Source organism: Desulfosarcina widdelii, from assembly GCF_009688965.1.
In the GTDB taxonomy this organism is placed as follows: Bacteria; Desulfobacterota; Desulfobacteria; order Desulfobacterales; family Desulfosarcinaceae; genus Desulfosarcina; species Desulfosarcina widdelii.
The window spans coordinates 519,441-537,122 of sequence record NZ_AP021875.1 but is presented as its reverse complement, the minus strand read 5'-3'; the positions used below and the strand labels follow the sequence as shown (position 1 = coordinate 537,122).

Annotated in this window: 14 protein-coding genes, 3 pseudogenes and 1 other annotated feature; of the genes and pseudogenes, 3 read left to right on the top strand and 14 right to left on the bottom strand. The window is 38.8% G+C overall.

Going from position 1 to position 17,682, the window contains the following annotated elements; genetic code table 11:
- Positions 1-163 precede the first annotated feature (163 nt).
- The gene (locus GN111_RS02535) at positions 164-631 is read right to left on the bottom strand and encodes an FAS1-like dehydratase domain-containing protein (RefSeq protein WP_155302238.1); all 468 of its coding nucleotides are present in this window, start codon (positions 629-631) and stop codon (positions 164-166) included.
- Positions 632-1,275: 644 nt separating this feature from the next.
- Between GN111_RS02535 and GN111_RS34365 the strand changes: the two genes are divergently transcribed.
- Positions 1,276-1,596, top strand: coding sequence for a transposase (locus GN111_RS34365; RefSeq protein WP_353740200.1), 321 nt, complete (start codon positions 1,276-1,278; stop codon positions 1,594-1,596).
- Between the two features lie 177 nt (positions 1,597-1,773).
- On the opposite strand, the gene GN111_RS02525 is transcribed toward GN111_RS34365, so the two are convergent.
- The 9 genes from GN111_RS02525 to GN111_RS02485 all read right to left on the bottom strand — a co-directional run bounded on the left by GN111_RS02525 (position 1,774) and on the right by GN111_RS02485 (position 12,562).
- Positions 1,774-2,625 carry a 3-hydroxyacyl-CoA dehydrogenase NAD-binding domain-containing protein gene (locus tag GN111_RS02525; RefSeq protein ID WP_197740484.1) on the bottom strand — a complete coding sequence of 284 codons (852 nt, stop codon included), beginning with the start codon at positions 2,623-2,625 and terminating at the stop codon, positions 1,774-1,776.
- 67 nt (positions 2,626-2,692) lie between these two features.
- Positions 2,693-3,892: a thiolase family protein gene (locus tag GN111_RS02520; RefSeq protein ID WP_231715654.1), complete on the bottom strand. Its 1,200-nt coding sequence runs from the start codon at positions 3,890-3,892 to the stop codon at positions 2,693-2,695.
- A 103-nt stretch (positions 3,893-3,995) separates the two neighbouring features.
- Positions 3,996-4,772, bottom strand: a complete 777-nt coding sequence (locus GN111_RS02515; protein WP_155302236.1) for an enoyl-CoA hydratase/isomerase family protein — start codon at positions 4,770-4,772, stop codon at positions 3,996-3,998.
- A gap of 538 nt (positions 4,773-5,310) precedes the next feature.
- Positions 5,311-6,699 (bottom strand): 4-hydroxyphenylacetate 3-hydroxylase N-terminal domain-containing protein, encoded by a 1,389-nt coding sequence (locus GN111_RS02510; protein WP_155302235.1) that lies wholly within the window; start codon positions 6,697-6,699, stop codon positions 5,311-5,313.
- Between the two features lie 62 nt (positions 6,700-6,761).
- On the bottom strand, positions 6,762-7,547 hold the full coding sequence (locus GN111_RS02505) for an enoyl-CoA hydratase/isomerase family protein (RefSeq protein ID WP_155302234.1): 786 nt from the start codon (positions 7,545-7,547) through the stop codon (positions 6,762-6,764).
- A 25-nt stretch (positions 7,548-7,572) separates the two neighbouring features.
- Positions 7,573-8,067, bottom strand: coding sequence for a TRAP transporter small permease (locus tag GN111_RS02500; RefSeq protein ID WP_155302233.1), 495 nt, complete (start codon positions 8,065-8,067; stop codon positions 7,573-7,575).
- 5 nt (positions 8,068-8,072) lie between these two features.
- A complete protein-coding gene (locus tag GN111_RS02495; RefSeq protein WP_155302232.1) occupies positions 8,073-9,422 on the bottom strand; it encodes a TRAP transporter large permease in 1,350 nt (449 codons plus the stop codon).
- Positions 9,423-9,726: 304 nt separating this feature from the next.
- Positions 9,727-10,839, bottom strand: a complete 1,113-nt coding sequence (locus tag GN111_RS02490; RefSeq protein ID WP_155302231.1) for a type 2 periplasmic-binding domain-containing protein — start codon at positions 10,837-10,839, stop codon at positions 9,727-9,729.
- Positions 10,840-10,891: 52 nt separating this feature from the next.
- Positions 10,892-12,562, bottom strand: coding sequence for a class I adenylate-forming enzyme family protein (locus GN111_RS02485; protein WP_155302230.1), 1,671 nt, complete (start codon positions 12,560-12,562; stop codon positions 10,892-10,894).
- Positions 12,563-13,543: 981 nt separating this feature from the next.
- Between GN111_RS02485 and GN111_RS34360 the strand changes: the two are divergent.
- Positions 13,544-13,795: pseudogene (locus tag GN111_RS34360) on the top strand (methylenetetrahydrofolate reductase C-terminal domain-containing protein); the annotation flags it as partial.
- Here GN111_RS34360 and GN111_RS33805 read toward each other — a convergent pair.
- Positions 13,774-14,262: pseudogene (locus tag GN111_RS33805) on the bottom strand (DUF3786 domain-containing protein). The pseudogenes GN111_RS34360 and GN111_RS33805 overlap by 22 nt on opposite strands.
- A 35-nt stretch (positions 14,263-14,297) precedes the next feature.
- Complete coding sequence (locus GN111_RS02465) at positions 14,298-14,492, bottom strand: hypothetical protein (protein ID WP_155302228.1); 195 nt, start codon at positions 14,490-14,492, stop codon at positions 14,298-14,300.
- Between the two features lie 460 nt (positions 14,493-14,952).
- Here GN111_RS02465 and GN111_RS02460 point away from each other — a divergent pair.
- Positions 14,953-16,130: pseudogene (locus GN111_RS02460) on the top strand (IS3 family transposase).
- Positions 15,180-15,296: a sequence feature (AL1L pseudoknot), on the top strand. It overlaps the preceding pseudogene by 117 nt.
- A 203-nt stretch (positions 16,131-16,333) precedes the next feature.
- On the opposite strand, the gene GN111_RS02455 reads toward GN111_RS02460, so the two are convergent.
- Positions 16,334-16,837: a hypothetical protein gene (locus GN111_RS02455; RefSeq protein WP_155302227.1), complete on the bottom strand. Its 504-nt coding sequence runs from the start codon at positions 16,835-16,837 to the stop codon at positions 16,334-16,336.
- Between the two features lie 15 nt (positions 16,838-16,852).
- Positions 16,853-17,632 carry a zincin-like metallopeptidase domain-containing protein gene (locus tag GN111_RS02450; RefSeq protein WP_155302226.1) on the bottom strand — a complete coding sequence of 260 codons (780 nt, stop codon included), beginning with the start codon at positions 17,630-17,632 and terminating at the stop codon, positions 16,853-16,855.
- Positions 17,633-17,682 lie beyond the last annotated feature (50 nt).

Genomic DNA, 17,682 nt, shown 5'->3' with positions numbered 1-17,682 from the left:
CAATTCGAAGACTATACTTGTCTTCCGGTTGCCATTGTTAAACAATGACATCCACCTAACAAAGTAAAAACAGAGACATTACCTACCACAGTGATTCACCTGAACAGCTTCTTTAATATAGTAAAAGAATATTTTATAGGAGTGTTACAATTTAGATTTTTACTCATTTAAATCCGATATTATTTTTTTGGGCAGTAGTATTATTCGTGAGAATAACCCATCTGCTTTCTAATACCAGTATATTGTATTGATTCCAAAAAGTTGTTTTCATTTTGAAAATAGTTCTTTTTTTCTTTAAAGTAATATCTGTAAGATGAGTTACACCTTTTAATATATCATTAGCATAGACAGGTTTGTGGTACACAAAAGAATGGCCAACGTGAATTAAAGCTGTGTTTCTACTCAAATTAAAAACGTCAATTAAAATATTCCCAATTCCATTATAAAGTTCTGCAACAGTCCCGAAAGTAAGTGGTATAGGAATGTCCTGTAATTGGAAATTATTTGCCACATCTTTATTAAAAAAATATTTTATTTCATGGGAATGAGTAGCAATTGCGAATTCAGCAATTTTGGATCGCTTTACTTCAAAATTAAAAACCTTAATTTTTTTTGGCAAATTATCAATCATTATAGTTATTATTGAGGTATTTTATAATTCGAGTCTTTAACAAAGATTAAGGTCACCTATTGACCGTATCAATTACAGGCAGTTATTATGATCTCCTTTAAACAACAAAGGTGGCGATAAAATGAAAATTGATCAACTCAACAAACGGTTCCCGGATGAAGGAGCCTGTTGGCGGTTCTTTGAATCCATTCCATGTAGTTATGGCTGTATTTGCTAGTATTTCCATTGTCAAAAATCTTACTACCTGTAAGGTGCCAGCGTACGAAAAGGCGTTTACGAATGCGGCCGCTTCAAAAGGCATTTTGAGATTACCACTAAAACACCCATACACAACACCAAATTGCCGTTGTCCAAATAACTGTTGGCCAGTTACTTGATCATCAATTTCAGCAAAGGCACTCCTCAGTGTATTTGGGCAAACTGATCAGATTATCACAAAAAAAAAACGCACATGGAAACTGGTGCATGCCATCCGAGCCTTGATGGATCCGGGATCAGGACTGGTGCTCCCTTTGAACGGAATTGTCGAACTGGACTAAACGTACGTTGGCGGCAAACCGCTATACAAAAATAGCATTTTCCACAAACGAGGTCGCGGCGCTCAAAAACTATAAGTGCAGTTTGCCCTTGAACGCAATAGCCCGATGAGTTATGCGATGCATTCCATCTACAGTATCGTACACCTTTCGGCAATTATAGATCGGTTTAACGATAAGCGAGCGTATATGAAAACTGATAAAATGCATGCCTATAAACGGATCGACAAACAGTATTTGTCTTATCTATTGGTCAATCACTTACGCAAGGAATACTCACGTGACGATATCCACAGAATCACCTCCGAATTGTTTAACGCAATTCTTAAACGCGATAGAAAAGGTGTCTTTTGCTATTTGAGTAAAAAGCATCTGCCATGCTATCGGTATGAGATCATTTCCACTTGGACCAGCTATAACCGTTGCTAAAAACAGCAAACAAAAAGAGTCAACTTTAAACTATCAATGAAACGGTTATCGTCAATGACAATGCTTTGATCTCTGTTATATAAAATTACGAGTCGGCAAAAAATTAATTAAAGTACCTTCTATTCAAATTTTAGTTCGAATAATCACTTTTAATTTAAACAACTCTCACACATATAATTATGTGTAATCATAAACACCCTTGCCAGTTTTTCTACCATATCTTCCTGCCCTAACAAGCTTTTTAAGTAATGGTGCCGGTTTATACTTGTCGCCAAGTTCCGAATGCAATCCTTCAATAACGTGTAGCAAAGTTTCTAAACCAATAAGGTCGGATAATGCTAAAGGTCCGATCGGATGATTACATCCAAGCACCATACCTCTATCTATATCTTCCGCACTAGCAATGTTTTCCCCTAAAGCATAGAACGCTTCGTTTAACATCGTACATAGCAGTCTATTGACGGCAAATGCTGGAGCTTCATTGACAACTATTACTTCTTTACCAATACTTTCACTCCATTTTTTTGCAATATTTAGAGTATGTTCAGACGTTTCATATCCTTTAATGATCTCTAACAGTTTCATTACGGGAACAGGATTGAAAAAATGAGTTCCTATAAACTTGTCTGATCTTTTAGTAACTGATGCGATTTCAGTAATGCTGAGCCCCGACGTATTTGTAAAAAATAGACAATGTTTTGGTGTTATATTTTCTAATTCAGTGAATAGTGCCTTTTTTACTTCCATTACTTCAACTACGACTTCAACGACAATATCAGCGTTTTCACAAGCTTCTTTTAGATTCGTTGTAGGTTTAATTCTATTTAAAATCTTTTTAACATCCTTTTGTGATAATTTACCTTTATTAAGGTCCCTTAACAAACGCTTTTTAATATTTTCTATTCCTTTATCAATAATATTTTTTTCAATATCTCTTAAAAATATATTATACCCAGCTTTAGCACATACTTGTGCAATTCCGTTTCCCATTAATCCTGCACCTAGTACGCAAATATTTTTAATTTCCATAATTTTATCCTGTTTTCTTTAGTTTAATTAATAGATTGTTAAAAATCGTTTAATATGTATAAAACTTTTAATCTCTTCTTACAAAAATAGCAGTTCCCATACCTCCCCCTGCACATAATGTAGCAAGGCCTAAATCAACTTCACGGCGTTTCATTTCATATATCAATGATATAACTATCCTAGCGCCAGTGCATCCGACTGGATGCCCTAAGGCAACTCCGCTTCCGTTAACATTACAAATATTTCTATTCAACCCGAGTTCTTTTTCGCAAGCAATATATTGAGTAGCAAATGCTTCGTTTAATTCTATCAATTTTATATCATTAAGTGAAACTTTTGATTTTTGAAGTAGTTTTCTTACTGCAGGGATCGGCCCTTCTCCCATATAATTAGGCTCTACACCAGCTACAGCGAAATCCCCAATTGTTCCTAGGATTGTTAAGCCTAGCTTGTTAGCTTTATCTTCAGAAGTTACTAAAAGTGCTGCTGCACCGTCATTAATTCCAGAGGAATTACCGGCAGTTACTATTCCACCCTTTTCAAAAACAGGCTTTAATTTATTTAGATCCTCAAGAGTCATCGAGAATCTTACATGTTCATCTTGTTCAATTACCTTGGTTTTTCCTTTACCGCTCTGAATCTCAACCGGTACAATTTCATCTTTAAATTTTCCTGTGATTATAGCATTTTCTGCATTATTGTGACTGCGCAATGCTACTTCATCAGCTTCTTCTCTTGTTATGTAATATTTCTTTGCTATTAATTCTGCAGTTTGCCCCATAATGATTTCACCACCGGAATAAAGAAGATTCCATATAGAATCTTCCATCGTTTGGTGCATTAATCTTGCTCCCCATCTCCCTTTTCTAAAAACATATGGAGCAGTGCTATAACTTTCTACCCCTCCGCATAGAACTATTTCAGCTTCACTATATCTGATTAGTTGTGCTGCGTTTTGTATTGCTTGCATACCTGAAGAGCATTGTCTTTGAACTGTAAACGCTGGGACTTCAATCGGGATATTTGCTTTCAATGCGCTACATCTTGCAACGTTTGGTTCGTCAAAGTCTTGTAGGCAGCATCCCCAAATTATCTCATCAATCATTGAAGGCTTAATACCAGCCCTGCTTATAGCTTCTCTCATTACTATTGCAGAAAGGTCACCTGCTTTTAAATTTTTGAATCCACCTCCAAAATCACAAATTGGAGTTCTAACAGCAGATACTATAACAGCTTTTTTTTGAATCATTTCTTTTCCCTCACCCATAAAAATTCTTAGGTACCATATATAGCATTAAAATAGAATATATCTTTTTAAAACGGTTCGAATGTTAAAATGAGTTGACACATTGGTACTATTATAACAATATTCATTGACCATTAAATATTGGTTTTCTTTTATTATAAAAAGCTTCAATTCCTTCTTTGAGGTCATCTGAAGTTATGCACATAGATTGAGAAAAAGCTTCATATTGCAAGACTTCATCTAGCTGTAGTTGATCACTCTTGGAAAGGATATCTTTAACAAATTTGAATGCCTTAGGAGGACCAGAGGCAATTTTCTTAGCAATATCCAGATAGAATTCTTTGAAATCATTATCAGGTACTACATAGTTTAAAAGCCCCATTTGATGGGCTTCATCTGCCTTTATCATCCTCGCTGTATAGATTAGCTCCTTGGCACGATGTATACCAATAATTCTATGCAAAAAAAATAATCCTCCAAGATCAGGGATTAGACCAACCTTAGCAAACGCTTGTGAAAATATTGCCTTATCACTTGCGATTATCAAGTCACATGAAAGAGCTATATTAAAACCAGCTCCTATCGCAGCACCGTTAACGCATGCAATAATAGGCTTTTTTGTGTTTACAATTTTTTTTATAATCCTGTTAACATCTGTCATGTATTCAAAAGCTTGATTGGCTGTCATTCCATTTTTAAGCTCTTTTAGACTACCACCTGAACAAAAAGCTTTCCCAGTTCCTGTCAGGACGGCTACTCGGCTATCAGGATCATTCGAGAATTTCTCCAATGATACTAATAATTTTGTTCTAAGCTGCTTTTCTAAGGAATTCATACTGTTTGGGAATTCCATCCTAATTTCAAAAATTTTGTCCAATTTATTTATAAATATATCATTCATTATAATGTGCTCCAAATACCATCAAAAATAATGTTTTTAAAATCTTTGATATGTTATATTAATATGTCTCTTCCAACAAAATTTTGACTCTTAACTGATTCTAAAAATTAAATGACCTGTCCCCAATAATGAAAATGGTTTTTTCATCCCAGGAACACTTTGATTTTATTTCTCTAAATTGTACCTTTCCGCTCGTTATAGTGAATATACTTGACCGCAATCTGTCAATTAAAACTGATCCAATACTAACCCTAAATATTTTACACTATAAGTGAATGTATCGGTAGACCTTCTTTTTAGTTTATGAAAATTTCTCTTTACACAACTCACCGCAGGTTTCTTCATATCCTTAAGTCGGTACTTTATAATACTATCAGCTAAAAAGAGTATTAGTTGGCTTTCCAGATTAAAATATCTTTTCTAATTAGCTTCTTAGGTTTGGGTCCAGTTTGCCATGAGAGCGACGGAGCTACTGAACTCCAACCTTTAACTTAATTCAATGGATATTTTAATGGACCATAGTAGACTGTAATAAATACTATATTTCCAATAGGATTTCTTTAACAATTTTCTCGCTCTCTGTATAATCATACGATCTATACAATTCAATTCGGCTTGCCTCCATTGATCCTTCTGCATGGATCATAATTACAGATTCTTCGCCACCCATTAGTGCAATTACTTCTCGCATCAATAGCATTATTTTAAAGCGTTCAGCTCCCGGATAAGCTCCTCTCATGTACTTATCAATAAGCGGCTTTAATTCCTTATTATTATAATCATCTCCACTTGGAGCACATATTGCTATTCCGCCAGCAATATCAATCAAACCCTGAACAACATTCATATAATTGCTATTTGAAAAGAGTTTTCCAACATTAGTGTATATTCTATTCGGAATCGCAATATTCGGAACTTTGTTGATATGACATTCTAACGCAGCCATTTTTGCACAACATCTTTGTATTTCTGCGAATGTTATTAAATCAGTTATGTTCTTGGCTATATGAGATGCCTTACTAATACCATTACATTCGGCCATTAGTTTTCCTAAACCAATTAAGTGCTCTGCAAGTGCAGCACGATAAGATACAGCTGACAGTCGGTGATACAATGCAAACATTAACGCAAGTCTACTAGCAGCTTTTGTATCCTTATATATAAAAACTCGCTCCCATGGCACGAAAACATTATCGAATATAGTAAGCGTTTCTCCCATTCTTCGCTTTCGTGTCCTTGGTCCTTCCATAGGATTAATTGCACCTTCTGTCGCTATGGCTGGTCTGGCAATTAATTTAACATTTTTAGTACCAGCAGGTATTGCAAAAGCAATAGCATAATCCTCCTCTCCTTTACGTAACGATCGACCTGGTAAAACAAATATCTCATTGGATATAGCTGCCATAGAGGTATGAAATTTTGCACCTTTGACGATAATACCTTTATCATTTTCTTCGACTACATGAACATATAAATCTTTATCCTCTTGGTCGCCAGGCCTTAAACGTCTATCCCCTTTAACGTCTATTTGTGCGCCACAAACAAATAAATTTTCCTTAACAACTTTAGCGTGATATTTAAGAAAATTATCACTGGTTTCTAAATCGTAAGTGATAAGTCTAGATGCCAAAAGTGCATCTGAACCTATATGTGGCCATAACATGCCAAGATCTTTCGTTATTTCATAAGTCATATTTGATCGTTCAAGTAAATCATCTGAATTATGAGGTATTTTATAAAAAATCGAACTTTCCGTATTAAAATCTTTATTAAAGCTTCGAAATTTATTTTGAAAAAGATATTGTACTGGCTCGACTTCCAAGCTTAAGATAGGATGTTCGTTAACATTTTTTACTAATTTTCCTCTGTAGTATACGGTTCTTTCGTCAACCAAACTTTTTTGATATTCTTCAAATGACTCAATCATAACATTGTATCCTTTCTATTTTGATTATTTTAAAAATGTAATGAACATATATAGAAACCTATTTAGTAACCAATAAAAGTTGCTTTTCTTTTTTCTAAAAAAGCCTGCATTCCTTCTTTTTGATCGTGAGTACTGAAACATTGTGAAGTGCATTGGTTCTCAAGCTTACTAGCAACCTCAGTACAAAGTCCATATCCAAAATTTATTGAATCTTTTGCCATTTTCATTGCAAAAGTTGAGTGGGTAGCAATTTTTTTTGCAAAATCGTTTGTTTCTTGTAAAAGTAGTTCATCGCTAATAATTCTGTTTGCAAGGCCTATCTCATAAGCTCTTTGTGCTGATATCGTATCTCCACTTAGTATCATTTCCTTTGCACGACCTATACCTATAATTTTTGATAGGCGTTGAGTTCCACCCCAACCGGGAATAATCCCGAGAGTAATCTCTGGAAGTCCAAACGTTGCTTTCTTTGAAACAAATCTTAGGTCACACGCCAAAGCTATTTCAGTTCCTCCACCAAGTGCCATTCCGTTTACAGCCGCTATTGATGGTTTAGACAACGCTTCGATTTTTCGAAATATATTGTGACCTTCTTCCAGATAATTAATCGCCTGGTATGGTAGATAATCTTTCATTTGAGAAATATCAGCTCCTGCTACGAAAGCCCTTCCCTCACCTGTAAATATTAAAATTTTTACATCCTTGTCCGCGTTGCATTCATCAACTACTGTATTGATCTCCTTTAACATAGATGAAGACAAAGCATTATAAACTTTTGGTCTGTTAAATGTAATTATTGCAACACCTGCATTTTTCTCTATCTTAATGTTTTTATAATCATATTCCATATAAATTAATCCTCTGAATATATTATTAAACTTGTTTATCTTTAGCTTTGTAAATTTTTATTATTATCTCAAGAGATAAAATAAAAAAAGCAAACGGAACTATACACAATACAGGATATAAAGGATACATTGTCGCACCCGCCTGCATTAATCTTCCTTCGTTAACCATTTTCAATGCATAATTCGCTGTAAAAATTGTAATTAAAAAATAAAGTAAAAATTCAATAGATAAGGTAACAAGATTAACAGAACGTCTTTTAGCAGGATCCAATTGTTCTATAAAAATATCCAATTTAGGCCATAATTCTACTCGGTAACTTCCTCCTAAAGCCAATAAAACAACTATTGGGAATAAATATGATTCTATAATATTGTAGATACCTGGTATAAGATCATGTTTGAAAAAGTATCTTCCGAGTACCTGCAAAACAACACTAATCATTAATAAAAAACAAAATAATCCTCCCACATACTCAAAAAGGCCATCTACTTTTGCGATCACTTTATTAAATTTTTCCATAACTTTTACTTTATCATTAAATTTGGCAGAAATGTTATTATTTCTGGAAAGATAAAAAGAAAGGGTGCTATAATTATTCCAGATAAAAAAGCAAAAATTAATGTATATCTAAAAATCCCTCCTACAGGCAAAGCAGCAGCGGTTGAGGCTGCATATGACGCTAATCCTACCGGCGGTGTTAAAAGACCTAACATAATAATGAAAGATGCCATAACACCGAACCATATAGGATCGATTCCAACTGCTCTAATAATAGGATCTGTAACTGGTATTATCATCACCATGACAGCAGCAGATTCAAGTATCATTCCCAATACAAATAGTACGATTAAAAGCATAGATACAATTAAATAAGGCTGACCCATTAGAGGTTCTAATAGCTCTATCAGTTGTCTTGGAATCATCGAAAGGGACATAAATCTACCAAAAAACTGGGCTCCAACAACGATAATGAGGATCATAGATGACATTCTAGCAGTATCAACTAAAGCTGCACCAAATGATTGGAACGTAAGTTTTTTTCTAACAACCATTGCAATCATTGAGACGAATGCTGCAACACCACCTGCTTCAGTTGCGGTCATAATGCCGCCATATATTCCTCCAAAAACTAGAAAGATCAAGAACATCACAATCGAAAAGGAAATTAGCCCTGTTTTAAAATCGTAAAAGTCTTCTTCTATAGCCATATCGTTATTTATTAAATTATCAGCTAACATCGATTCGGATGATAAAACAAACGCCGGCCGAAACTTATCGAAAATAAAAATAATAAATGAAAAAACGATGGTCAGAAGAATCCCTGGTATCATTGCCCCCATAAAAAGTTTACCTATCGATAGTTCACTTATTGAGGCATAGATTATTATAATAATGCTTGGGGGAACAAGTGCAGAAAGAGAACCTCCGATAGCTCCTAATGCTACTGAATAATTCTTTTTATAACCATATCGTTGAAGTTCAGGGGCAGCAGTAACTGCTAACCCCGCTGAAATCGCAGTTGAAGATCCTGATACAGCTCCTAATAGGGCACCCATAACTACCGTCAAGATTGCTAAAGGAGTTTTCTTTTTTCCTCCTAACTTGTGGATAAAATAGTAAATTTCTTTTATTACTCCTCCTCTGAGCAAGAAGAAAGCCATCAAAATATAAAGAGGGATAGTAATAAAAGAATACGTTGATATTCTGTCAAACACATCTGACTCAATAAACGATATAATAACAGACGGTTCAGTCCACAGCACAATTCCTATTACACCAGTTCCAAGCAAAACTGTTGCTACGTTTTGCCCAACCGCAAGAAATACTATAAAATATAAAAATACTATAAATAAAACAATCGGTTCAGGTATCATTGATATTTCTCATGACTTTTCCATTAAAAATTATAATTATTATCTGTTTCTGGGTGACATATATGTTATTCTCAGCACAGGTTTAAAATTATAAATGTTAATTCTTATGATTAAGTAATGTAAGCGTTCACAAGGTATCACATCTGCTTTGTTCCTGGTCCTTTTAAGATTGATCTATTCGTCTGCATGCACGGCACCTCACATCTTCGGCACCATGTACAATCCTATTAATTTCTAATTTCAATGCGTTGAATATTTCAAATCCTTGAACACGTACGGATTAACATTACCATAAAATCTAATATTATTCATTGATCAATTCTTCTACTCCGTCTGGCAAGGCACCACCTACTTCTAATACGTACTTAGCCCAAAGCTTAGCAACCTTTTTTGCCGGATTCCCTTTTTTTTCTTCCTCGGCAATCCAAGTTTTCCAAGTTTCAATTGCTGCATTATTTATTACTTTTTGAACAGTTGTATTTAATTTTTTTACGTTTTCAAACTCTGCCTTATAAACCTCCATAGATTCCTTAACTGTTGGTTCTCGTAAACTCATCCAGTACTTTGCACTTTCACGAGCCATATCAAATGCTATTCTTTTCCATTTTGTTTTAATATCATCAGGAAATCGCTCCCATTTGTCTTTTGTCATAGCCATATAACTTGGATAATGTCCCAAACTTACTCCAACAATGGTATATTTAATAAGTTCTGTGAAACCGTATGCTTTCCAATCAGGTATACTATATACAATGCCTTGAATAGTACCTCTACTAAATGCTTCGTAAGCGTCCATTCCAGTCATATATACTTCTGTGGCTCCTAGTTTTTTCAAAAAAATCAATTGAGTTCTAGCTCCACCCCGAATAGGAGTACCTTTAATGTCGCTAGTATCATTAAATCTTTTTCCAGTTGTGCTTATCACATATGCATCTGTCGGACCTACCGGCCATGCAACTAATCCTTGTGATTCTATTTCAAGGTCGTAAAATGTTTTTCCATTTTCGATAATTTCCTTGCTGTTAAATAATTTAATAAAAGCTTCGGTAATATTAATTGAATCGGTATTTAACACAGGCAACTGTACAACGTCTGTAAGAGGAAATACTCCTGCATGATAAGGCGCTAAAAAAGGATCAGCAACATCAATGCTACCGCCCTTTAAGGATTCCAACCCTTTTCCTGCCTTGTGTAGTTCCCCTGCAAAATATCTTGAAAATTTTACTTGTCCATTAGTAGCTTTTTCAACTCGCTCTGTAAATGGAACCATGTGACCTGCAACCCAGCAATGTTTATTTCCAACTCCTGAAGATATTCTTAATTTATACGTTTTGGCAATCGAGTATGTCGGCAAAAATACGAATAATGCGAAAATGAAACAAATTACAGCAATCATGGTATTCTTTTTAGTTCTCATTTTACCTCCCCCATTAAAAGATTTTTTAGTTTAAACTTCCCTCTCCATTTACCTATGGCTTTAATTCCCTTCTCAATATTTTTCCAGTAACTGTCTTTGGTAACTCATCCATTATTTCTATAATTCTAGGGTATTTAAAGGCAGCCATCTGTTTTTTACAAAATGAGATTAATTCTTCAGGCGTAATTTTTCCTTTTTTTGAGTCTATTAAGGAAACATATGCTTTTACTGTTTCACCTCTATAATCATCTGGGACTCCAACTACAGCAGATTCCTTAACAGCTGGATGTTTGTACAAAATATCCTCTACTTCTCTAGGCCAAACTTTGAACCCAGATACATTGATGAGATCCTTTTTTCTATCAACAATATAACACCAACCATCCTTATCGAATCTTGCAATATCCCCTGTATAAAAACATCCTTTAGCAAATGCATTTTTAGTTTCTTCTGGTTTTTTCCAATACCCGCTAATAATCCCAGGACCTCTCACCACCAATTCGCCTTCCTCTCCTATCGGTATTCTTTCTTTACGCTTTTCAACATTAACTATCCATGCTTCATGATTAGGTATAACCAGGCCTACTGATGTAGCCCCTGTAGTTTCATCCACCGGCGCTTTCATTCCAAAAGGAACAATTGTTACCGGAGAGGAACTTTCCGTTAACCCATAAACATTGTGTATCGATATCCCTATTTTATTTTTAATCTTATCAATTGTTGAAGGCGATATTGGAGCACCGCCACTATAGGCCTTTTTAAGATACGTAAATGATTTCGGACTACTATTTGGATGATTTAGCAGAGCAATATACACCGTTATCGCAGCAACTGTAAAACTTACATTAAATTTTTCAATTAGCTTTATAGCATCTGAAGCATCAAAACGGTGAAATAGCACAATCGGAATTCCAATATGCCAAGCCACTGCTAAATGAGCTACTATTCCAGTAACATGAAAAAGAGGCGCCACTCCGAGCACAACATCTTCTTTATTAAGTCTACAAGCAATTTTATAGATTACTGCGTTATGGATAATATTTAAATGACTTAACATTGCTCCTTTTGGCGGACCAGTTGTTCCGGAAGTATAAACAAAATATGCAATTTCATTAAGTTTTGGGAACATAGGTTGTAATTTTACTTCATTATTTTCATCAATTATTTTTTGCATATCATAGGTATCAGAATGCAGAACCTTTTTAATATTAAGTAACTGAGCAGGCAATTTTGCGTTGATTTTAATATAATCTAAAGGAGAAGTGGTTATTACTTTAATATGATCGAAATTAGCGACAGCTTGTCTTACACTATTTTTATAAACGTCCTCCTGGCAAAGTACTATTTTTGCCTCGCAATCTACAATGTAATGATTTAAATCTTTGGAAGTAAACATCGGATTTAAGGGTACTACTATCGAATTACACATCCAAGCAGCCAAACATGCAATTGCTGCCTGAGGAATATTTTGCAATATAACCATTATCCTATCTTCTTTACCAAGCCCTAAACTTTTCAAACCTGCGGCTAAAGCCATTGCCTTCCGTCTTATGTCTTTATACGAATAAACATTATCAAAGTAAATTATGCATGGTCCGTTTGGATTATTTTGAAACGCTATCTCAAATTCATCTAAAATAGTTGTTTTTGGATAATTAACAGAAAAAGGGAGCCAAACCGGATACTGATTTTGCCATGGTTTTGCATCATAAACTAACGTCATGCTTTTTCCTCTTTATTTGGTTTTTAATAAAATTCTATAATGTGCTAAAATTCGATTATGTAAAAAAAACAATCTTAAATAGAAAAGCTCTCGATTTAAAAGTCAATTTCCATAGAACTCTCTCATTTGCAATTAACTAAATTACATGTCTTGTTCTCTTTAAGATTCTAAATTATTGCGTCAATCCTTAATTTTATAACTTCAAAACCTATCAATGGTAGAACTTTATACCATTGTGTCAATATTTTTTATTTGTTGTGAGAAAGCATAAAAAACAGTTCTCTTATGAATATACTTTAATTTTTTCGTTTTATACAGCAAAAGCTGTACCAATTAGAATATTTAGCTAATAGCCTCATCTAAACCCTTTAGTCGCTGCATTCATATATCAAACGATATCCAATTATTTGATGCGTTAAACGCATCAAACGATGCGTCTGATGCAATTTTGCATCTTTGTCGCATCAGCTCACATGTGTTATTGGAGAAAGCGGTGGAGCCTGCTGACAAATTGGGAGCAATCTTAAAAGGCTTTGGGATCAGGGGCATTCATATAGGCGGGGTTCACCGTAGTTTCAAAACGGTGGCCACTATTTTGGACCGTATGGACCAAATTCAAGACTCTTCGACCGATATTTAAGCGAGCTTGTGCAGAGAAAAATGAAAGATTCCGAAGATCCTGATGCCCAAGTGCTTCCAGGCGAAATCGATCAATAAAAAGCATCTTTGAAAGAAATGTTGCTGGAACACACGCCCTACAGAATGCTCCATTCCGCACATGATCTATTTTTTAATCAATCCGCAACCATGGCGCCGGTCTATAAAATCCTGGCATCAGTTCTGGAGAAACATAACAAGGCCTGGGTCTTGAAAAGGTGTCTGGAAGATCCGCTAAAAAAGACATTTTTATCGTGCCAAAGCTGCGATGACTGCGCTATCCAACACATCGCCTTTCTATGCCCTTAATCCGGCTGCCCCAAACACACTCGCAATGGTACCTGTGGCGGGAGCAAGGACGGCTACTGTGAAGTATACCCGGATCAATTGTGCATCTGGGTGCGAGTCTACCATCGCCTTAAACATGCCAACAGGCTTACAAACTTTTTGCAAGACTGCGTCCCGCCGCGGAGATGGGAGTTGAATAAAACTTCATCTTGGGTCAATTTCCATCTCGACAAAAACAACCAATCACAAATGGCCGGCACTCGCTATCAGGCGGTGTCAGTAAGATAGGCTCCCAGGGTGAATAGTTCGCGGAAGCCGAACAGGTTTTGGGCCGAGCGGTGGAATAAAAGACCCGCCTGGGCAGGAAAGAGGTCATCCGCTGCGTTGTAGTTCAAAACAAGCGGCCTTTCGGGAAAAGCATGAAATCTATATCGCCGGTCAAACTCTTGGCGAGATTCCAACAGTCCGGCCTATTTGGCAGCGCTACGATCTAAAGCCGACAGATCTTCTCCGAACGTGGCGGTGATTGCTTTGTGGGTGTTATTCGCGAAATTGACAGTTAGCGGTCCGGCGCCTCGCAACTCACGAAACGAGTACCACACATCCTCCGAAACCACTGACAGAGACAGGGGCGCCGTCAGATAGTGGTAAATCAGCTCGGTGATGGCCAGAGCGGGGACCCGGCCACGGTCATCCACGAGCCGGTCCGCATGAAAGCTGTAGTGTTTACCGAAAAAGGCAATTCGCCGGCCCATCCATCTTCGACCGGGAACATCGGCCGGTATCGATTTCATAGTGAACCTGACGTGAGCGCCTTGATTTCACCCAGAAGTCGATCGCGCTCATCCTCCTGATCCAGCAAACCGTCCATAAAGCCCGGTTTAATCCCGTGAGCCGGCATACGCTGCAAAGTATCGGCAAGTTCTGCTTCCACCCGATCAAGCCGTTTGCGCAGGACTTCAATGGTTAAAAATTTATCTTTCACAATATTATCATTGGTCTTTTTGAGGAATATGTCTTTGATTCAAGTCAAATTTGTTAAAAAACAGGTTCGGAGTTAAATAACCAATTTCTTGTCCATTGAGGAGCACAACAAGCTTTGTGAAGTCCAGGCGATGTTAATTTTGAAGGGTCAAAATGGGTGGGATATTTGAAGTGTGCAGATGCATATATCCTTTTCAAATGATAGTCTTCGGCCAACATGCACTTACTGCTATATCATTTTAATTTTATTGTTTATTCACAACATACAACATGTTGTGGTGCCCCAGTTCACCTATTGATCATGATAAAATTGCATGTTTGTATTGCTACTCGAAGGCTGGTAGTTCGGGGGTGCGTAACTGAACCGCCCCGGGTTTGACGGAGACTCCATAGTTTGAGAGGATGGAGTCATGTCAAAATCAATCCGATATTCCCCAGAGGTTCGTTAACGCGCCGTCCGGATGGTTTTCGAACACCAGCGTGAGTATTCATCACAATGGCAGGCGGTGGTTTCAATTGCGAGCAAAATCGGCTGCACCGCTGAGACCCTTCGCAGATGGGTCCGCCGTGCTGAAGTCGATTCCGGCCAACGCGCAGGTGTGACGAGCGATGAGCGTGTCAGGATCAAAGAGCTTGAGCGAGAGAACCGTGAACTTCGTCGCGCCAATGAGATCCTGCGCAAGGCGTCCGCATATTTCGCCCAGGCGGAGCTCGACCGCCGACCCAAGCGATGATGGCCTTCATCGATGACCACAAGGAAGCTTACGGGGTCGAGCCGATCTGCTCAGTCCTGCCGATCGCCCCGTCAACGTACTACAATCAGAAAACTCGTCAGGCCGATCCCTCGCAACTTTCAAAGCGATCCAGACGTGATGCCGCCCTCAGGATCGAAATCGAGCGGGTATGGCGTGAGAACCGGCAGGTTTATGGTGCCCGCAAGGTTTGGCGCCAGCTTCTTCGAGAGGGTTTTGTGGTTGCCCGCTGCACAGTGGAGCGCTTGATGCGCCAGATGGGGCTCCAGGGTGTTGTGCGCGGCAAGAAGGTCAGGACAACGATTGCGGATGAAATTGCGGCCCGACCAGCGGATTTGGTGGAACGCAATTTTACCGCTGCCCATCCCAACCAACTGTGGGTGGCCGACTTGACCTAAGTGGCGACCTGGGTCGGATTTGTGTATGTGGCGTTCGTTATCGATGTGTTCTCCCGGATGATTGTAGGATGGCGGGTATCACGATCCCGGCGCAGCGATCTGGCCCTGGATGCCTTGGAGCAAGCCTTGTGGGCTCGTCCTGAAACCCGACAACTCATTCATCACAGTGACCGTGGTGTCCAGTATGTTTCGATTAGCTACACAGAACGTTTGGCCGAAGCAAAAATCGAACCTTCGGTTGGACGCGTAGGCAACTCCTACGACAATGCGCTGGCCGAGACGATCATCGGGTTGTACAAAACGGAGCTGATCTACAAAGACGACCCCTGGCGAGGGGTGGAACAGGTGGAGATCAAGACGCTCGATTGGGTGGACTGGTTCAATAATCGCCGGTTGTTTGAGCCGATTGGAAATATCCCCCCTGTCGAGTATGAAGCATTATACTACCAGCAACAGGAGGCTCCGGCCATGGCGGCCGGACTCAATTAACCAGGTCTCCGGAAAACCCGGGGCGGTTCAAACTGTTTTAATGGCGGTCGTACGTTACCCGGCACGCGTCACCAAGCCACACTGGAATTACTGTTTAGATAACCGGCTTAAAGGTAATGGGTAATGTCCATGATCCGTCTCCTTTTGCATGGGTGGAAAAAGAAAGCCACTTGCGGATCGTAAAGGGCATTTGGGTGCTGAGTTTAATAAAGATAGTCTCTCACTTGGTCATGATCGAAGTCCTCAGCGCCACAATCCGAGTTGAACTGATCCAGTTTTTCCATCGTGACCAGAGGTCCGACAACGGGTTCCACCCGATAAAGCTGTAAGTGTCCACCGAAATCCTTGCGCAGCTGACCCAGTTCGGATACGGCCTCAGCCGGATTGTCAAAACCGATGGGGGCGTCGTAGGATGTCACGGTAAATCCAAGCGGATGGATGGGGTTGGCGATGACGTAAATGGACGGCTGCATTGCTACGGCCCGTTTTTTCACTGTTTCGCGCGCATCCACGAATTGATCATTGTCATCGAGAAAATTTTTGACGTTGGCCAGCATGCCTTCCGCTGTCCACAAGACGGCATCTGTTTTTTCCAAGTCCGATTTGCGTGCAACTTGGGCCAGTGCTTCAACGGCCGGGTCCGGCTCGTCGAACATGCGTATTTGGTCTATGATGCCACCGGACACCTGGATGAATACAAATCTCATTTTTCGCCTCCTTATTCATGATGGTTGCGTTCCTGTCAGGATGATGCTCATGACCTTTTCCGTCTCACCAAGAACTTTCAGGCAAGCTCCATGCGCGGTCATTCCAATTTCTTCAGCATACCTTTTGATATAGCGGTAATTGTTGCCCAGTCGCTCGGCCGCTTTTTTACCAACCATACGGCAAAGAGCGGCTGCACTTAGTTCAGCGACAATTTCCTGAAGTGGGTCCTGACCGCCTTTTAAACCTCCCTTAACACGATCATGGGCAGCGTGCGCCAGTTCATGAAAAAACACCGCTTCCTCATCAGTTGCCAGGGAAATTTCCTTTCTGGTTGGCGAATAGCAGCCCCAATATCGGTAATTGCCAGGTATCGCCTTTACAGCTATGCCCCACTCCTCTGCTCTTTCAATCAGCGGGAAATCGGGCAGCTCGATCTGTTCGTATTCCAAAGGCTCCCCATCTGTATCTTCAATCCGAAAAACCGGCCGACAGACAAAACCTCTAAGTATCGTTTCTTCTTCTCCTGTCTGACCATCAACGGTTTTAGCGATTTTGGGTACCAATATATAGATAGCCTTGCCCCCCTTTTTAACGTGCCGACCAACCTGTTGCCATTGCCGGTAACCACGGGCGTCTTGCGTGCCTGAAAGAAACATCACCGTCCGATTTAGCAAAGACCAGCTGGATGAAGGAATGTCAGCAGCGGGAAACATCGAGTATGCAATGGCCTCAGGAATGTCTCCCCTTTCGAATGCCGCAATTATCCCGCTGACGGTTTCATGAACGGTCGCCATAGTGCACCTCCTTAAATTGTATTTCAGTTATCTGGTTATGCACTTCGCTC

Coding starts and splice junctions, on each gene's coding strand:
- GN111_RS02520 (WP_231715654.1), bottom strand. CDS start 3,892: ATGGGTGAGGGAAAAGAAATGATTCAAAAAAAAGCTGTTATAGTATCT.
- GN111_RS02525 (WP_197740484.1), bottom strand. CDS start 2,625: ATGGAAATTAAAAATATTTGCGTACTAGGTGCAGGATTAATGGGAAAC.
- GN111_RS02490 (WP_155302231.1), bottom strand. CDS start 10,839: ATGAGAACTAAAAAGAATACCATGATTGCTGTAATTTGTTTCATTTTC.
- GN111_RS02500 (WP_155302233.1), bottom strand. CDS start 8,067: ATGGAAAAATTTAATAAAGTGATCGCAAAAGTAGATGGCCTTTTTGAG.
- GN111_RS02455 (WP_155302227.1), bottom strand. CDS start 16,837: ATGAGATTTGTATTCATCCAGGTGTCCGGTGGCATCATAGACCAAATA.
- GN111_RS02450 (WP_155302226.1), bottom strand. CDS start 17,632: ATGGCGACCGTTCATGAAACCGTCAGCGGGATAATTGCGGCATTCGAA.
- GN111_RS34365 (WP_353740200.1), top strand. CDS start 1,276: ATGAGTTATGCGATGCATTCCATCTACAGTATCGTACACCTTTCGGCA.
- GN111_RS02515 (WP_155302236.1), bottom strand. CDS start 4,772: ATGAATGATATATTTATAAATAAATTGGACAAAATTTTTGAAATTAGG.
- GN111_RS02510 (WP_155302235.1), bottom strand. CDS start 6,699: ATGATTGAGTCATTTGAAGAATATCAAAAAAGTTTGGTTGACGAAAGA.
- GN111_RS02495 (WP_155302232.1), bottom strand. CDS start 9,422: ATGATACCTGAACCGATTGTTTTATTTATAGTATTTTTATATTTTATA.
- GN111_RS02485 (WP_155302230.1), bottom strand. CDS start 12,562: ATGACGTTAGTTTATGATGCAAAACCATGGCAAAATCAGTATCCGGTT.
- GN111_RS02535 (WP_155302238.1), bottom strand. CDS start 631: ATGATTGATAATTTGCCAAAAAAAATTAAGGTTTTTAATTTTGAAGTA.
- GN111_RS02505 (WP_155302234.1), bottom strand. CDS start 7,547: ATGGAATATGATTATAAAAACATTAAGATAGAGAAAAATGCAGGTGTT.